This window comes from Flavobacterium cheniae (genome assembly GCF_004363695.1).
Lineage (GTDB): Bacteria > Bacteroidota > Bacteroidia > Flavobacteriales > Flavobacteriaceae > Flavobacterium > Flavobacterium cheniae.
In genome coordinates this window covers 556,431-573,891 of sequence record NZ_SNZC01000001.1, presented here as the reverse complement: position 1 = coordinate 573,891, position 17,461 = coordinate 556,431, and the positions used below count along the sequence as shown (strand labels likewise).

Below are 17,461 nucleotides of genomic sequence, written 5' to 3'. Positions count from 1 at the left end.
AACCCATCAAATGAAGATAATAATTGCATTTCTGTTTTTTACGAGTATTTCAACATTAGCTCAAAGCGGAAAATTTAAATCGGAAGTTATTCTAGAAACTAAATTGAGTTGCAGGGCCATTTTTGTTGACGATGAAAAAGTGTGGATGGGAATGGATAAAGGACGTTACGGATTTTACGATAAGAAAAAAGATACTACAATTCTAAAAGATGTCCAATCAGTTGCTAGAAATACTGAATTTAGAAGCATTGCAGGAACCAAAGAAGCCATTTTTATTTTAGCAGTTGGAAATCCGGCGATGTTAATTCGTATTGATAAGAAAACGTTAGAAGAAACTGTAGTTTATAAAGAAGAACACGAAAAAGTGTTTTACGACAGTATGCAATTTGTTGATGAATTAAAGGGATTTGCCATGGGTGATCCAATTGAAAATTGTTTAACATTCATAAAAACTAATGATGGAGGCAAAACGTGGCAAAAAGTAAATTGCGATGTTTTACCAATAGTTTCAGAAGGTGAAGCCGCTTTTGCAACTAGTAATACTAATTTAACTATAAAAGGGAAATCGATTTTCATGGTTTCGGGTGGAAAGAAATCTCGTGTTTTTGTTTCTAAAGATTTTGGTGCAACTTGGAAAGTTTATGAAACGCCAATTGTTCAAGGTGAGGAAATGACCGGAATTTTTACCGCGGACTTTTACAATGAAAAAATCGGAATAATTGCAGGCGGAAATTACATGAAGCAAGACCAAAATTGGGCCAACAAAGCCATTACTAAAAATGGTGGAAAAACTTGGAAATTAATCTCTGAAAATGAAGCTTTTGGATACGCTTCGTGTGTACAATTTGTTCCAAATAGCAAAGGAAAGCAGCTAATTTCTGTTGGTGGAACAGGAATGTTTTATTCGGCTAATTTTGGTAAAAGTTGGACAAAATTCTCTGATGACAAAGATTTTTTCACTTTTAGATTTGAATCAGAAAAAGTGTTTTATGCAACTGGAAGAAATAAGTTGGTTCGATTTCAAATGGAATAAAAAAAGCGTTCAACTGTTGCTGAACGCTTTTTAAAAATTTATAACTATCCTCTTCTTTTTTCGCGCATTTGTTTTAATAATTCTCTATTAAAATCTTCTTCGGCTTTTTTAAGTTTGATGATTTTCTTAGCACTAATTACACCTTGTAAATCTTTGATGAATTTCTTCTTTAAATTGAATAAATCTTCTTCAATTTTTTCCATTTGTATTAATGAATTAGAAGCATCTTTTTCACTTAATTTTTCAACATTTCCAGGTTTAAATCGGTCTAAAATACTTTTCATTTTTTCATGACGTAATTCTCCTTGCTTATCGTCAAATGCATTATAAATAGGCCAAAATTTTTGAGCTTCATCTGTAGTCAATTCTAATTGCTCAGTAATGTAAGCTACTTTTAGTGCTTTAACTTTTTCTCTTTTTTCTTTAAAACCTTGAGAGAAAGATAATGAAGCAACTAAAAGAAATATAATTGGAAATAAGATTTTCGTTTTCATAATGGGTAAATTTATTCGTTAATATAATAATCTAAGTTTTCCGATTCGGAAAGATAATCTTCAACAGCATCAGGATTTGATTCGTTTAGAGATAAATTTTTCTCTAATGCTATAATATCGTCATCGGTTAAGTGTTTTGATAATTCTGTTATACCAACATTTTGCTGTTGTGCTAAATAATTTTCAATAGTTGAAGCGTCTAAATTACTTTCACTTGCCATATTGAAATAAACAGGAATTGCAATCGCAAGTAAAAATACGGCAGCAATAGCACTTATCCAAACTTGTTTTCTGTAGAATAAGGAAACCACTTTCGTTTCTTTTTCTACTGGAATTTGTGCCATCATTTTAGCTTCGAATTGCTCAAAGTAATTTTCTGGAACTTTAAATCCCGATTTTATTTCGTTTTTATTTTCTAAGTCAAAAGGTTTCATATCTATTGGACAAAAATTTTGTGTAAAGGTTTAATTGGTATGTAAAAATTCTTCTATTTTTTTAGCGGCTATGTGGTAACTTGCTTTTAAAGCACCAACCGAAGTATTTAAAATTTCGGACATTTCTTCGTATTTGATTTCTTCAAAATATCTCATTTTAAATACCATTTGTTGTTTATCAGGTAATTTTGCAATTGCTTTTTGTAATTTTAATTGGATGTCATCTCCATCAAAAAAAACATCACTTTCTAATTTATTAATGGCTTTTTGTTGCGCTTCTTCGTTTGATATGCCTTGTTTTTTTGCTCTTTGTTGCATGAAAGTTATAGCTTCGTTAGTAGCAATTCGGTACATCCAAGAATACAATTTACTATCACCTTTAAAATTTTTAAGGTTACCAAATACTTTTATAAACGTGTTTTGCAACACATCATCGGCATCATCATGATTCAAAACCATGTTTCTAATATGATAATACAATGGTTTTTGATACAATTGCAGGAGCTTTCGAAACGCTTCATTTTGCGTTTTCGGGTTTAATAATTCGGATATGAAAGCTTTTTCGTCTTGCAAAATGCGATATTTGTTTATAAGACTAAAGATATTCAAAAAGGTTTAATTTTAATTTTTGTTTTAGTAAAAAAACAAGTTTCCCTTTGTAACTTTGCTTTGTAGAAACTACGATAGTTAATAATATGAAAGATTTAAGCAATTATAGAAAATCATACGAAAAGAGCGAATTACTGGAAAACCAAATTCCTGAAGATCCAATTAACTTATTTCATAAATGGTTTTATGAAGCGGAAGATTTAAACGCTGCAGAGGAAGTAAACGCCATGACCGTTACCACAATTGGTTTAGATGGTTTTCCGAAAGCGCGTGTGGTGTTGCTTAAAAAATTTAATGAAGAAGGTTTTATTTTTTATACCAATTACAATTCGGAAAAAGGAAAAGCTATTTTAAATAATCCGAATGTGTGTTTGTCTTTCTTTTGGCCAACAGTGGAACGTCAGATTATTATAAAAGGAATTGCTGAAAAAACGGCTGAGAATATTTCCGATAATTATTTTGCATCGCGTCCTGATGGAAGTAAACTAGGAGCAATTGTTTCGCCACAAAGTGAAGTAATTCCGAATCGTGAGTTTTTAGAAGACAACTTAAAACAATTAGAAAAAGAGTGGGAAGGAAAAGAAATTTTGCGTCCGGCACATTGGGGTGGCTTTTTAGTGCGACCTGTAGAAGTGGAGTTTTGGCAAGGAAGACCTAATCGTTTACATGATAGAATTCGCTATCAATTAGCTGACAATTATGAGTGGAAAATAGAACGATTATCACCTTGATAATCAATATTTTACTTTTTTTATATAAAATCCTAAGTTTCACAACTTGGGATTTTTTTATTTCTGTAAGTAAAGTTGTAAGTAATTGATATCCAAATGTTTAAAACGTTAAATTTTGATGCATTTCATCGATTTTTTTTGCACGTTACCGATGTTTTTGTACATTTGTCTTGTTAATCAATCACTTAATCGATTTTTAGTGTTTATTAACACAACAACAACTAAAAACTCTCTACTCATGAAAAAATTAATGATTACTCTTTTTGCCCTAACAATTGGTTTATCATCTTTAACTTCTTGTTCGTCTGATAGCGAAAGTGCAAACGAACCAATCGAAACAGCTAAAAGCTATACTCATAGCGCAATTGAATTGGAATTATTAGACGAAGTTAACGCTTACCGAGTTTCAGTAGGTTTAAATCCGTTACAAATTATAGAACACATTTCATACAAATCAGCAGAGCACAATGCTTACATGTTGGCTAACCAAACAGTAACACATGCAGGTTTTGATGAAAGAAAATCAAATTTACAAGAAGTGTTAGGAGCTTACCGAGTAGGAGAGAATGTGGCTTTTGCTTATTCTACTGCACAAGCAACAGTAACAGCCTGGGCAAACAGCACAGGACACAAAGCGAACTTAGAAGGTGATTACACACATTTTGGAGCTGCAATTAAAATGGACGATCAAGGTAGAAAATACTACACTAATATGTTCATTAAAAAATAAAATTTCATGTTTGTTTATAGAAAAAGCAGCTATTTTGAAAAGAATAGCTGCTTTTTTGTTTGTTTAAATTAAAGTATAATTGTTGCACGCTATAGTTAACTAACTGTTTTCTTTACTTAAGATGTAATTTTTAGGAATAGAAATATTATATTTAGTTTTGCTTATTATGATTTCAATAAATTTATCAATTTCTTGCTTATTGTACTCTTTTGTTTGTACTGTAATATCACTTTTTGTTTTAAAACTAAGTTCTAGATCTTTAGAAAATCTATCAAATGTAATCTCTGTCAATTCAGACAAATCTCTTTCTTTTTTCCAAGGCAAGTTCAAAATCAAATTATTATCATTTATAAAAATAGTATATGGTTGCTTTTTTCTGTAGACATACACTATTATTATATCAATTAATGGATACAACCACATAATTAGAATTATAAAAAAAAAGCTTTTCAGTTTACTGTCATAGAGCATTATACTAGTCCAAAAAAGTGCATTGATAAAACTTCCAAATTTTAATTTTCTACTACAATTACGAATTTTAAAGTCAGATATAAAATTTTTATTTAAAACAGAAAACTCCCAAAAAATTATTAAAGTAAAAATTAAAATAACTAAAAAAATATTTAATGATAAAGGAAAATTTAATTCCATTATTTGACCAGTGGAAAGAATTAAAATTAAAAGCACCAAAATAATTGCGTTTCTCATATGACTCTAATTCGAAAAAATAGCTAAGACTTATTTGTAACAATCAAATATATAAAACTTTTATTACATATAAAATTGAAAAAGCAGCTGAGAAAAATATCAACAACTGCTTTTTCGTCGTCATGAAAACATTGAGATTACATTTTTAAAATTATAAATTCACTTCTTCTGTTTTTTTGGTGTTGGGCTTCAGAACAAGGAACGTTGTCTTTACATTCGTTTACTAATTCGGTTTCACCATAACCTTTAGCTGTTAATCTTGATTTATCAATTCCATTTTTAATCATGAAATCCATGGTGGCTTTAGCTCTTCGGTTAGATAATGTTTCGTTATATTTATGAGTTTGTCGGCTATCGGTATGAGAACGAATATCCACTTTCATATCTGGATTTTGTTTCATCACGGCTATGATTTTTTCTAAATCTTTAGCAGCATCAGGTCGGATATTCCATTTGTCTAAATCAAAATAAATCAAACTGATATCAAATACTTTAGCTAAATCGGTTCCAGTTTCTACTAAGAATACGTTTCGGTCTAATGCTAAATTCACTATTGAAAGGTTATCTACATTTTCAGAAACAAACATTTTCTCTGCAGATTCATAATCTTTTTTAGAAGCTCTAATCGTATAGTTTTCTCTACATTCAATGGCCAAACTGTATTTTCCTAAAGCATTAGATTTGGTTTCAGTTACTTTTTTACGGTTTTCATCAAAGATTTCAACGGTTGCATCTATTAAGATTTCGCCAGTTTTTACATCGGTAATAAAACCTTCTACGATGTAATTACATTTGGTAAAACTGTAAATATCGTCATAACCCACGCTTCCTATACGATTTGATGATAAATACCCTTTATGTTCTTTATCCATAATGATACAAAAATCATCAAGCGGACTATTGATTGGTTTTCCCATGTTCATAGGTTTTTCATACCCTGTAGCTGTTATTTTTGCTTTGTAAATATCCAAACCACCTAATCCAGGATAACCATCAGAGGCAAAGTATAAATTGTTGTCGTCGTCTAGGAAAGGAAACGTTTCTTTACTTTCGGTATTAATTGTTTTGCCTAAATTTTCTGGTTTTCCAAAATTTCCATTACCGTCAATATTCACTTTGTACAAGTCAGAACTTCCAAAACCTCCTGGCATATCAGATACGAAGTACAAGGTTTTTTCATCAAAACTTAATGCTGGATGAGCCGTACTATAATCATCACTGCAGAAAGGAAGTTCTTTTACATTGGTCCAATTGCCATCAATCAAACTAGCTTTGTAAATTTTGATTAAAGTACTTTTATCATCTGCTTTTCCTTTTCTTCCAGAATTAAAATTATTTCTGGTAAAATATATGGTTTTGCCATCTTTTGAAAATACAGGAGTTGACTCGTTGTATTTTGTATTAATCACATTCGAAAAGTTGACTGGACTACTTAATTTGTAAGCATTGTCTTTTTCTACAACATATAAATCTCTATAATTTTGTTCGGTCCAAGGATTGATTTTTTTGTATAGCGCACCTTCTTTTCGAGAGGATGAATACACGATTTTGTCTCCAAAAAAGGCTGTTCCAAAATCTGAAAATTCAGAATTAATATCAGTAGGAGTAACGGTGAATTTCCCTGAATGAATTTCAATATCTTTTAGATAGTCTTTGTTTTCTGCATATAATTTAGCTCTAGAGTCTGGACTTTTCTCATAGAATTTAGCCATGTAAGCATCTGATTTTTCATATTCTTCAGAAGCTTTTAGTGCTTGTGCATATCTAAAATAATATTCAGGTTCTTGTTCTGGATTCAATTCAAATAGTTTTCCATACCATTTAGCAGCAGTTAGTAAATTACTATTGAAATAATAGGCATTTCCTAGTTTTTGGAACAACTCGGGAGATTCATATCCTTTTTCGGCTACTTTTTCATAAATCTCAATAGCATCAACATATGAATACTTGTTGTACTTTTTATCGGCTTCCGCAATTTGAGCATTTTGAGACCAAACTGAAAATGAGAAACCTATTATTGATAATATTATATATATCGTTTTCATAATCAATTTTTTAGAAGAATCTAGGGTCAGAGATTCGATTGTTATTAAAGAATTCGTATCGTAAGAAAATTTCATGTGAACCTGAATTGTAATTGGCAAGTTCGGTTGTTTCCATATCGTAACCATATCCAATGAACCAAGAATCAGAAATTTGGAATCCGGCTAAGGCACTTATTGAAGCATCCCAACGATAAGAAGCACCAAGGGTTAGTTTCTCATGAATTAGGAAATTTCCAGTTAAGTCGATTTGAATTGGAGCACCTTCAACCGCTTTTGTTAAAAATGCAGGTTTGAATTTGAGGTTATCGCTAAATTCAAAAACGTGACCACCAATAACATAAAAGTGCATTTTTTCTTTGTTGATTTGTGTATTATTATCATTGTAATGATAGGTTTCAAAGACATTAGGAACAGAAACTCCTAGATAGGTTTGTTCAGAGAACAAGTACAATCCAGCACCAATGTTTGGAGAAAATTCAGTATCCATATTTTGAAATTCAGGATCTAGAGGATTATAAATATCCAATTTATTAATATCCAATTTGAATAGGTTAGCTGTTCCTTTTAAGCCTAATGACAATTTGAAATTATCAGAAATTTGAATGAAATAAGCTAAATCTGCTGATATTTCGTTTTCAGATGTTGGCCCTAATTGATCGTTAACAAATGATATTCCCCAACCAAAATTTGAATCTCCTAATGGAGCATTGATTGCAAAGTTATTGGTTACTGGAGCGCCATCTAATCCAACCCATTGATTTCTATGTAACAGAAAAGCAGTAATTGTTTCTCTGGAACCCGCATAAGCCGGATTTACATTAGCGGTATTGTACATATACATGGTATATTGAGAATCTTGCTGAGCAGCACTCTCGTTTATAACTCCAAGCGTAGTTAAAACTAACAGCATTAAAGAAGTTATTTTTGATGTTATATAACGTTTCATAATGTTCTATTTACTTTGAATATATAAATAACCAGATTTTTCAATATTTTGTTTTTCAGTACCATACAAATCGTACTCATATTTTAAAATATAGAAATAAGTTCCAGCAGGTAATAGGTCGTTTCCAGAAACAGAATTGTGCTCGTTTGAATAACCATTGAATACTTTGTTCACATTATCATATCCTTTAATGGTGTAAACTTTAATTCCCCAACGATTGTATATTTCTACAGAGTTGTTTGGATAACAATCAATACCTTCGATGTAGAAAATGTCGTTCATTCCATCGTTATTAGGAGAAACAGCATTGTAAATTTTAATATCACAAGCCACATGAACTACTTGAGTAAATGTTGCTATATTTCCGCAATCGTCTTCAGCAGTCCAAGTTCTGTTTAAATCATATTTGTTGATACAATCTCCATCTATTCTAATTTCATTAAAACTGATTGTAGTTGCACCACAATTATCAGAAGCTGTTACAGTTTCAACGGCTGGAATTCCATCACAATATGCATAAACAACTTGACTTGGAATAATTCCTGTAAAGACCGGAGGAGTTGTGTCTTGAATAGTAATAGTTTGTATATGAGTGGTTACATTTCCACAAGCATCAGTTGCAGTCCAAGTTCTTATGATTTGACTTTCATTATCACAGCTTCCGTTTATTTCTTGCTGAGTGAAAGTTACATTTACAATTCCACAAACGTCTGTAGCAGTAAGTGTAGCAGCACTTGGAACCGTTGCATTACATTCAATTATTTCATCAGCAGGTAAACTTTCTACGAATGTAGGATTAGAATTGTCTTGAACGGTTATTACTTGATTGTGAGTTGTTGTGTTTCCACATTCATCAGTTGCAGTCCAAGTTCTAGTTAAAGTATATTCGTAAGTACAAGTTCCGTTTGTTCTAACTTCATTGTAAGTTACTGTTGCAGTTCCACAAATGTCGGTTGCAGTTAAAGTTGCAGCTGTTGGAACAACGTTACATTCTACAGTTACATTTGCAGGTAAACTTTCTACGAATGTTGGATTAGAATTATCTTGAACGGTTATTACTTGATTGTGAGTTGTAGTGTTTCCACATGCATCTGTTGCAGTCCAAGTTCTGGTTAATGTATAATCGTAAGTACAAGTTCCGTTTGTTCTAACTTCAGTGTAAGTAACAGTTGCAGTTCCACAAATGTCGGTTGCAGTTAAAGTTGCAGCTGCTGGAACAGCGTTACATTCTACATTTACATTTGCAGGTAAACTTTCTACGAATATAGGATTAGAAGTATCTTGAACGGTTATTACTTGATTGTGAGAAGTTGTATTTCCACATTCATCAGTTGCAGTCCAAGTTCTAGTTAAAGTATATTCGTAAGTACAAGTTCCGTTTGTTCTAACTTCATTGTAAGTAACAGTTGCAGTTCCACAAACATCGGTTGCAGTTAAAGTTATAGCTGTTGGAACAGCGTTACATTCTACAGTTACATTTGCAGGTAAACTTTCTACAAATGTTGGATTAGAGTTATCTTGAACGGTTATTACTTGATTGTGAGAAGTTATATTTCCACAAGCATCAGTTGCAGTCCAAGTTCTGGTTAATATATAATCGTAAGTACAAGTTCCGTTTGTTCTAACTTCAGTGTATGTTACTGTTGCAGTTCCACAAATGTCGGTTGCAGTTAAAGTAGCTGGAGTTGGAACAGCGTTACATTCTACAGTTACGTTAGCAGGTAAACTTTCTACAAATGTTGGATTAGAATTGTCTTGAACGGTTATTACTTGATTGTGAGTTGTAGTGTTTCCACAAGCATCAGTTGCAGTCCAAGTTCTGGTTAATGTATATTCGTAAGTACAAGTTCCGTTTGTTCTAACTTCTGCGTAACTTACTGTTGCAGTTCCACAAATATCCGTTGCAGTTAAAGTTACAGCTGTTGGAACAGCGTTACATTCTACAGTTACATTTGTAGGTAAACTTTCTACGAATGTAGGATTAGAATTATCTTGAACGGTTATTACTTGATTGTGAGTTGTAGTGTTTCCACAAGCATCAGTTGCAGTCCAAGTTCTGGTTAATGTATAATCGTAAGTACAAGTTCCGTTTGTTCTAACTTCAGTGTATGTTACTGTTGCAGTTCCACAAATGTCGGTTGCAGTTAAAGTTATAGCTGTTGGAACAGCGTTACATTCTACAGTTACATTTGCAGGTAAACTTTCTACGAATGTAGGATTAGAATTATCTTGAACGGTTATTACTTGATTGTGAGTTGTAGTGTTTCCACAAGCATCAGTTGCAGTCCAAGTTCTGGTTAATGTATAATCGTAAGTACAAGTTCCGTTTGTTCTAACTTCAGTGTATGTTACTGTTGCAGTTCCACAAATGTCGGTTGCAGTTAAAGTTATAGCTGTTGGAACAGCGTTACATTCTACAGTTACATTTGCAGGTAAACTTTCTACGAATGTTGGATTAGAATTATCTTGAACGGTTATTACTTGATTGTGAGTTGTAGTGTTTCCACAAGCATCAGTTGCAGTCCAAGTTCTAGTTAATGTATATTCGTAAATACAAGTTCCGTTTGTTCTAACTTCTGCGTAAGTTACTGTTGCAGTTCCACAAATATCCGTTGCAGTTAAGGTAACAGGAGTAGGAACAACGTTACATTCTACAGTTACATTTGCAGGTAAACTTTCTACGAATGTAGGATTAGAATTATCTTGAACGGTTATTATTTGATTATGAGAAGTTGTGTTTCCACATGCATCAGTTGCAGTCCAAGTTCTAGTTAAAGTATAATCGTAAGTACAAGTTCCATTTGTTCTAACTTCTACGTAAGTTACTGTTGGAGTTCCACAAATATCCGTTGCAGTTAAAGTTACTGCTGTTGGAACAACGTTACATTCTACAGTTACATTTGCAGGTAAACTTTCTACAAATGTTGGAGGAATTGTATCATCGATTGTAATGGTTTTACTTATTGAAGTTGAGTTATTACACGCATCTAAAACTGTATAAGTTCTGGTTACAATAATCGGACAAGTTCCTGTTTGGGTATCTTGATAAGAAATACTACTAATGCTAGAAGCATCTGTGATAGTTCCGCCTACGCTTTGGAAAGTTGCTAAATCAATTGTTGAAGCAATACTTGAATAAGGTAAATCGGTTACATCAATTATTGCCGTTGAGCAACCTTCTAAAGTTACATCTGGAGTTATTGTAACTACAGGAGGAGTTGTATCTCCATTTAATATTGTAAAAAATTCATTTTTAATACAACCAAAAGAATCGGTTACTTGAACATTATAATTTCCAGGTAAAAGATTAGAAATATCTTGAGTTATTGCTCCATTATTCCACAAATAGCTATAAGGTGGAGTTCCTCCTGAAACAGTTATATCAATTGCTCCATCGTTAGAAGTAGAGCATCCGACAGTAGTTAATGATGTTGTAATTTGAATTTCAGTTGGATATACAATTGGTACCAAATATGAATTTGATAATCCTAAATTATCCGTAACAGTTAGTTCAGCAGAATAACTCATACTGTTATTGTAAACAAATGTTGGGTTTTCTAATATAGAATCAGTATTTCCATTATTGTCAAAATCCCATGCAAAAGTATAGGGTGGAGTACCACCTGATGTTGATGAATTGAAGCTAACAGTAGTAAAGTTACCAACAGTACAAGCTGTATAATCAAATTCAACAGCTAATGGTGCTGTTACAGCAATGTTGTCAGGTAAATCACATTGTGTTTTATTGTAAGAAGAACAATCATATGGAACTAATTCGGTATCATCACCGTTTGTTCTCCAAACAATTAATATTCTACTTAATGTAATTTCTTGACCACAAACCCATGTAAATGGCCCATAAAGAGCTATCTGCCCGGCTCCAGGTTGTACTGTTCTGAAATCAACATTCAAAGGAACAGTACCTTGGCCTTCAATATTTAAATCGGCAAACATACGAGCATGATGCACAGCACTTGCTGAATTTGAGGTATAATCGAGCATCACATATAAATCTTGTGGTGTTCCAATTGTACAAGTAGTATTATTTAATGGTACACCATTAACATCTGTAAGACTTAAAAAGACATCAACCAAAGTATAATTATTAGAAGTACAATTGTAGTAATCTAAATAATAATTTGGTGGAGATCCACATAATCTTAAATCGGGTCTAATAGCACTAAATTGACTATAAATAGTATTAAAGCCAACGAATGCTAATAAAATCAAAAATCTTAATTTAGTTTTCATAACTTCATATTTAGGGATACATAAAGTTACTTCACTATCAATTAATTAAAAATGATAAATATCAGTTATCCGAAGTTTTGAAATGAAATATTTAAAACATAAAAAAGCAGTTATTAAAATAATAACTGCTTTTCCTAAAATGATATAGATATGTGTGTAGGTTACATTTTTAGTACGATAAATTCGCTTCGTCTATTTTTTTGATGATCTGCTTCGCTACATGGAACTTCGTCAGAACAATTGTTTACCAATTGTGTTTCTCCATATCCTTTTGCTGTTAATCTGTTTCGGTTGATACCGTTTTTAACCATAAATTCTAAAGTAGATTTTGCTCTTCTGTCTGACAACAATTCGTTGTATTTGTGCGTTTGTCTACTATCGGTATGTGAACGAATATCTATTATCATATTTGGATATTGGTTCATAACGGCAATAATTTTTTCTAAATCTTCTGCAGCATCAGGTCTTATGTTCCATTTATCTAAATCGAAATAAATAATGCTTACACCAAGTATTTTACCTAAATCGGTTCCTACTTCAACTGGGAATATATTTCGTTTTAATTCAATGTCTAATTTAGATTCACCAGTTTTGGTTACGGGGCCAAAGGGTTTTTCATTCGTTTCATATTCTTCTTTTGATGCTCTTACGTAATATTTTTTATTACATTCAATTTTAAAGGAATAGGCGCCTTTTTCTGAAGCAGTAGTTTCACTAATTTGATTCATTTTATCATCAAACAATATCACTTTAGCATTTGGTAGAATTTCTTTTGTATCAACATCGGTAATTAAACCTGATAATGTATGTGTACAAACGGTAAACGTATAGATGTCATCATAACCGCTTCCGCCATCTCTATTGGATGAGAAAAATCCTAAACCATCTTTGTTGGTGACATAGCCAAAATCATCCATTGGACTATTTAATGGTTTTCCAACATTTAAAGGTTTTTCAAAAGAATTGTTAGCTGATTTTGCTTCAAAAATATCTAAACCACCAAGTCCTGGATGTCCATCTGATGCGAAGAACAAATTGTTATCAGCATCAACAAAAGGGAACGTTTCTCTTCCTTCTGTATTGATATTAGGACCTAAATTTTCAGGTGTTCCAAATTTACCATTAGAATCGATAGATACTTTGTACAAATCAGAAAATCCAAAACTTCCTGGCATATCCGAAGCAAAATACATGGTTTTTTCATCTGGACTCAACGTTGGATGTGCTGTTTTGTAATTGTCGTTTGAAAAAGGAACTTCTTTTACATTTGTCCATTCGCCATTGACTAATTCTGCTTTGTAAATTTTTTCCATGATAACTTTGTCATCACTTTTACGTTTTTTACCGTCGTTGTAATTGTTTCGGGTAAAATACATGGTTTTTCCATCTTTAGTGAAAACAGGAGAGGACTCGTTAAATTTGGTATTCACGGTTTTAGAAAAGTTTTCTACACTTCCTAATTTTCCATCATTATCCATTGAAGCAACGAATAAATCAGTAAAATTTTGTTTAGTCCAATCGTGAATTTTTGTATACTGATTGCCTTCGCTTCTTGAAGAAGTAAATACAATTTGTTTTCCAAAAAATGTTGGCCCGTAGTCAAAGAATTCTGAATTTACATCGGTTTTATCCATGGTGTATTTTCCAGAAACGGCATCAATATCAGTTAAGTAGTCTTTATTTTGTTGATATAACTTTGCTCTAGAATCATCTGTTTTTTGAGCAAATAATTCCATGTACTGATTTGATTTTTCGTAATTTCCTTCGGCTTTTAAGGCTTGCGCATATCTAAAATAATACTCAGAATCTACTTCTTGATTTAGTGCAAAAAGTTCGCCATACCATTTTGAAGCTTTATCTAATTCACCATTAAAGTAGTAAGCATTTCCTAATTTTTCGAATAATTCAACCGATTTATATCCTTTTTCGGCCACTTTCTCATAAATTTCGATTGCGTCTATATAGGAATATTTGTCGTATTTTTTGTCCGCTTTGTTTAGCTTAGACCCTTGTCCAAAAGCACCAATTGTGATACTTAAGACGAATACTAGTGTATATAATGTTTTCATAATCGGAAAATTTAAAAGAATCTAGGTGCTGAAACTCTACTTCTGTTGAAAAACTCATATCGTAGGAATATCTCGTGAGAACCTGAATTGTAATTAGACAACTTAGTGGTTTCTAAATCATAACCATATCCAATGAACCATGAATCTGAAATTTGAAATCCTGCTAAAGCACTTACAGAAGCATCCCATCTGTATGCAGCTCCTAAAGTTAGTTTATCAAAGAACAGAAAGTTAGCAGTAACATCAGCTTGTAAAGGAGCTCCTTCAACAATTTTACTTAAAACTGCAGGTTTAAAATCGATGTTTGGACTAATTGTAAATACATGACCTGCAATAAAATAAAAGTGCATTTTTTCTTTCGTAATTTCAACATTGTTATCATTATATCGATACGATTCGAAAAAATTAGGTATCGATAATCCAAAATAGGTTTTATCTGAAAATAGGTATAATCCAGCTCCAACATTTGGTGAAAATTCAGTATCTACATTCTGAAATTGTGGGTCGGATGGATCAAAAATTCTTAATTTATTCACGTCTAATTGAAATAAATTAGCAGTTCCTTTTAAACCTAATGACAATTTATAATTTTCAGAAACTTGAATAAAATAAGCTAAGTCGGCTGAAATTTCATTTTCAGATACTGGACCAATTTCATCGTTAACAAAATTTAATCCTACACCAAAGTTTGAATCTCCAACTGGCATATTTATAGAAAAATTGTTAGTTACTGGTGCACCTTCTAATCCAACCCACTGATTTCTGTGAAGTAAAAAAGCCGTTATAGTTTCCCTAGAACCCGCATAAGCAGGGTTAACTAGAGGTGTATTGTACATATATTGAGTATATTGAGAATCCTGTTGAGAATACATACTTTGTAAAATGAATGCACAAATTATAGTTAGAATCGTTTTCATCTTGTTCGTATTTAAGTTACTTTAGTAATTAACGGTTTAGGTATAAATATCCTGATCGGTCATGATTTTTATTTTCTTCATCTGTATATTTCAGAATATAAAAATAAGTTCCATCTGGTAAAAGTTCACTTTTGTTAATGGTGTTTTTACCTTCAGATATTCCTTTGAACGATTTAAGATTATTATCATAACCTGTTTCGTCATAAACTAAAATTCCCCATCTGTTATAAATTTCTACTGTATTATTTGGATAACATTCAAGTCCGTCAATGAAAAAGAAATCATTCGAGCTATCATCATTTGGTGAAACTGCATTGTAAACTGTAATATCACAAGCTGGTAACACCACACAATCGTCATTTACGTTTAAGTAAATTTCATAAATCATTGGACAAGCATTATCTTCTAATTCCACTATGTATCTTAAGGTGTAATAACCTAAAGTTACATTTGAAGGATTAAAAATACTGCCTGTTAATCCACCAGAACTAGTAACTTCTATCCATGTTCCAGTTGTAGGAATTGAATCGTCTAATATAGTAAATAAATCTATTGGATTTTCTTCAATACAAATTGCGAAAGGAATTGCATCAAACGGTTCTTCAACACTTACGTTAATTGTTTGAGTAAAATTAGCTTCATTTCCACAATTATCAGAAACAACCCATTCACGTACAATTACATAGGAATAAATTGATATGATAGTAGAAGTTTCGTTGAAAACTACATCTTGAATTCCAGAACAATTATCGGTAAAAACTAATTGTGGGACTTCTGGTATTTCAGAACATAAAGCACTTATTTGAGAATTTAAAGGTGTAGTTAAAATAGGAGGAGTGTTGTCAAAAACAGTTATAGTTTGTGTATAACTTGAGCTGTTATTACAACTATCAGTTATGGTCCAAGTTCTGTTGATGATATATTCTCCTTCACATTGCGATTCTTCTCTGTCTATTGTATCTAAAACAGTTATAGTTACTTCTCCACAATTATCAGAACCCAACATATTTACAGGATTTGGAATTGCATCACAAGAAACACTAATATCTTGTGGTAATTCACTTGTAAAGATTGGATCCGTATCGTCAATGATAGTAAAAGTTGCTGAAGTAGTAGAAGCGTTTCCACAGTCATCAGTAGCAGTAAAAGTCACTGTAGCCGAACCAGTTGCTCCACAAGTATCAGAAACTGAAGCGAAGTTATTTGTCCAAGTTACATTCGAACAAACATCCGAAGCCACAGCACCACCATTGGAAGCTAACCAAGCGTTTAGTTGGGCAGTATTTCCAGAACCATCACATTGTACTTCTAAATTAGCAGCTTGAGTTGTGATAGTTGGATCCGAATCGTCAATAATTGTAAAGGTTGCTGAAGTAGTAGAAGAATTTCCACAGTTATCAGTTGCAGTAAAAGTCACTGTAGCCGAACCAGTTGCTCCACAAGTATCAGAAACCGAAGCAAAGTTATTTGTCCAAGTTACGTTCGAACAAACATCCGAAGCAACAGCACCTCCGTTTGAAGTCAACCAATTCTCTAATTGTCTGGTATTTCCATTTCCATCACATTCAACTATTAAATCAGTTGCTTGAATAGAAATTAAAGGATTAGTAGAATCAATAATAGTAAATGTTGCAGTTGAAGAAGAACTATTACCACAATCATCAGTAGCTGTAAATATTACAGAAGCAGATCCTGTGAATCCACAAGTATCAGATAATGATTCAAAATTGTTTGTCCAAGTTACGTTTGAACAAGTATCACTAGCCGATGCACCACCATTTGATGATAGCCAAATACTTAATTCTCTAGCATTTCCACTACCATCGCATTCAACAGTTAAATCATTTGCTTGAATAGAAATAACAGGATCTGTATCGTCAATGATTGTAAAGGTTGCTGAAGTAGTAGAAGCGTTTCCACAAGCATCAGTAGCAGTAAAAGTCACAGTAGCCGAACCAGTTGCACCACAAGTATCAGAAACTGATGCGAAGTTATTGGTCCAAGTCACATTCGAACAAACATCTGATGCCACAGCGCCACCGTTTGAAGCTAACCAAGCGTTTAGTTGAGCGGTATTTCCACTTCCATCACATTGTACTTCTAAATTTGAAGCTTGAGTTGTGATAGTTGGATCTGTATCGTCAATGATAGTAAAGGTTGCTGAAGTAGTAGAAGAATTTCCACAGTTATCAGTTGCGGTAAAAGTCACTGTAGCCGAACCAGTTGCACCACAAGTATCAGAAACTGATGCGAAGTTATTGGTCCAAGTCACATTCGAACAAACATCTGATGCCACAGCGCCACCGTTTGAAGCTAACCAAGCGTTTAGTTGAGCGGTATTTCCACTTCCATCACATTGTACTTCTAAATTTGAAGCTTGAGTTGTGATAGTTGGATCTGTATCGTCAATGATAGTAAAGGTTGCTGAAGTAGTAGAAGAATTTCCACAGTTATCAGTAGCAGTAAAAATTACCGTAGCTGAACCAGTTGCTCC

The 17,461-nt window shown here is 32.6% G+C and carries 13 protein-coding genes; 3 read left to right on the top strand and 10 right to left on the bottom strand.

Annotated features, from left to right (window positions below; all coding sequences use genetic code 11):
• Positions 1 to 10 precede the first annotated feature (10 nt).
• Positions 11 to 1,033 (top strand): WD40/YVTN/BNR-like repeat-containing protein, encoded by a 1,023-nt coding sequence (locus tag C8D80_RS02705; RefSeq protein ID WP_242004812.1) that lies wholly within the window; start codon positions 11 to 13, stop codon positions 1,031 to 1,033.
• 44 nt (positions 1,034 to 1,077) lie between these two features.
• Here the strand turns inward: C8D80_RS02705 and C8D80_RS02700 are convergent, their stop codons facing one another.
• The 3 genes from C8D80_RS02700 to C8D80_RS02690 are packed head-to-tail and all read right to left on the bottom strand — an operon-like array spanning position 1,078 to position 2,534.
• Positions 1,078 to 1,527, bottom strand: a complete 450-nt coding sequence (locus C8D80_RS02700) for a sensor of ECF-type sigma factor (protein ID WP_133607107.1) — start codon at positions 1,525 to 1,527, stop codon at positions 1,078 to 1,080.
• Positions 1,528 to 1,538: 11 nt separating this feature from the next.
• Positions 1,539 to 1,961 carry a hypothetical protein gene (locus tag C8D80_RS02695; RefSeq protein WP_133607105.1) on the bottom strand — a complete coding sequence of 141 codons (423 nt, stop codon included), beginning with the start codon at positions 1,959 to 1,961 and terminating at the stop codon, positions 1,539 to 1,541.
• A gap of 30 nt (positions 1,962 to 1,991) precedes the next feature.
• On the bottom strand, positions 1,992 to 2,534 hold the full coding sequence (locus C8D80_RS02690; RefSeq protein ID WP_133607103.1) for an RNA polymerase sigma factor: 543 nt from the start codon (positions 2,532 to 2,534) through the stop codon (positions 1,992 to 1,994).
• 122 nt (positions 2,535 to 2,656) lie between these two features.
• On the opposite strand from C8D80_RS02690, the gene pdxH reads away from it, so the two are divergent.
• A complete protein-coding gene (gene pdxH, locus C8D80_RS02685) occupies positions 2,657 to 3,301 on the top strand; it encodes a pyridoxamine 5'-phosphate oxidase (protein WP_133607101.1) in 645 nt (214 codons plus the stop codon).
• 238 nt (positions 3,302 to 3,539) lie between these two features.
• Complete coding sequence (locus C8D80_RS02680) at positions 3,540 to 4,031, top strand: CAP domain-containing protein (RefSeq protein WP_133607099.1); 492 nt, start codon at positions 3,540 to 3,542, stop codon at positions 4,029 to 4,031.
• Between the two features lie 99 nt (positions 4,032 to 4,130).
• On the opposite strand, the gene C8D80_RS02675 is transcribed toward C8D80_RS02680, so the two are convergent.
• From C8D80_RS02675 to C8D80_RS02645, 7 genes are all read right to left on the bottom strand, one after another.
• The gene (locus C8D80_RS02675) at positions 4,131 to 4,739 is read right to left on the bottom strand and encodes a hypothetical protein (protein WP_133607097.1); all 609 of its coding nucleotides are present in this window, start codon (positions 4,737 to 4,739) and stop codon (positions 4,131 to 4,133) included.
• 137 nt (positions 4,740 to 4,876) lie between these two features.
• Positions 4,877 to 6,784 carry an OmpA family protein gene (locus C8D80_RS02670; RefSeq protein ID WP_133607095.1) on the bottom strand — a complete coding sequence of 636 codons (1,908 nt, stop codon included), beginning with the start codon at positions 6,782 to 6,784 and terminating at the stop codon, positions 4,877 to 4,879.
• A gap of 10 nt (positions 6,785 to 6,794) precedes the next feature.
• Entirely contained in the window at positions 6,795 to 7,730 is a 936-nt protein-coding gene (locus C8D80_RS02665) for a PorP/SprF family type IX secretion system membrane protein (RefSeq protein WP_133607093.1), read from the bottom strand.
• A 6-nt stretch (positions 7,731 to 7,736) separates the two neighbouring features.
• Positions 7,737 to 11,981, bottom strand: a complete 4,245-nt coding sequence (locus tag C8D80_RS02660) for an HYR-like domain-containing protein (RefSeq protein WP_133607091.1) — start codon at positions 11,979 to 11,981, stop codon at positions 7,737 to 7,739.
• 161 nt (positions 11,982 to 12,142) lie between these two features.
• Complete coding sequence (locus tag C8D80_RS02655; protein ID WP_133607089.1) at positions 12,143 to 14,050, bottom strand: OmpA family protein; 1,908 nt, start codon at positions 14,048 to 14,050, stop codon at positions 12,143 to 12,145.
• An 11-nt stretch (positions 14,051 to 14,061) separates the two neighbouring features.
• Entirely contained in the window at positions 14,062 to 14,967 is a 906-nt protein-coding gene (locus C8D80_RS02650) for a PorP/SprF family type IX secretion system membrane protein (protein WP_133607087.1), read from the bottom strand.
• 28 nt (positions 14,968 to 14,995) lie between these two features.
• Positions 14,996 to 17,461: gliding motility-associated C-terminal domain-containing protein (locus tag C8D80_RS02645; protein WP_133607085.1), on the bottom strand; the 2,466-nt coding region annotated here is incomplete at its 5' end.

Bases quoted from the DNA above. Each gene is read 5' to 3' on its own strand.
- C8D80_RS02705 (WP_242004812.1), top strand. From the start codon at position 11: ATGAAGATAATAATTGCATTTCTGTTTTTTACGAGTATTTCAACATTA.
- C8D80_RS02700 (WP_133607107.1), bottom strand. From the start codon at position 1,527: ATGAAAACGAAAATCTTATTTCCAATTATATTTCTTTTAGTTGCTTCA.
- C8D80_RS02695 (WP_133607105.1), bottom strand. From the start codon at position 1,961: ATGAAACCTTTTGACTTAGAAAATAAAAACGAAATAAAATCGGGATTT.
- pdxH (WP_133607101.1), top strand. From the start codon at position 2,657: ATGAAAGATTTAAGCAATTATAGAAAATCATACGAAAAGAGCGAATTA.
- C8D80_RS02680 (WP_133607099.1), top strand. From the start codon at position 3,540: ATGAAAAAATTAATGATTACTCTTTTTGCCCTAACAATTGGTTTATCA.
- C8D80_RS02675 (WP_133607097.1), bottom strand. From the start codon at position 4,739: ATGAGAAACGCAATTATTTTGGTGCTTTTAATTTTAATTCTTTCCACT.
- C8D80_RS02670 (WP_133607095.1), bottom strand. From the start codon at position 6,784: ATGAAAACGATATATATAATATTATCAATAATAGGTTTCTCATTTTCA.
- C8D80_RS02665 (WP_133607093.1), bottom strand. From the start codon at position 7,730: ATGAAACGTTATATAACATCAAAAATAACTTCTTTAATGCTGTTAGTT.
- C8D80_RS02660 (WP_133607091.1), bottom strand. From the start codon at position 11,981: ATGAAAACTAAATTAAGATTTTTGATTTTATTAGCATTCGTTGGCTTT.
- C8D80_RS02655 (WP_133607089.1), bottom strand. From the start codon at position 14,050: ATGAAAACATTATATACACTAGTATTCGTCTTAAGTATCACAATTGGT.
- C8D80_RS02650 (WP_133607087.1), bottom strand. From the start codon at position 14,967: ATGAAAACGATTCTAACTATAATTTGTGCATTCATTTTACAAAGTATG.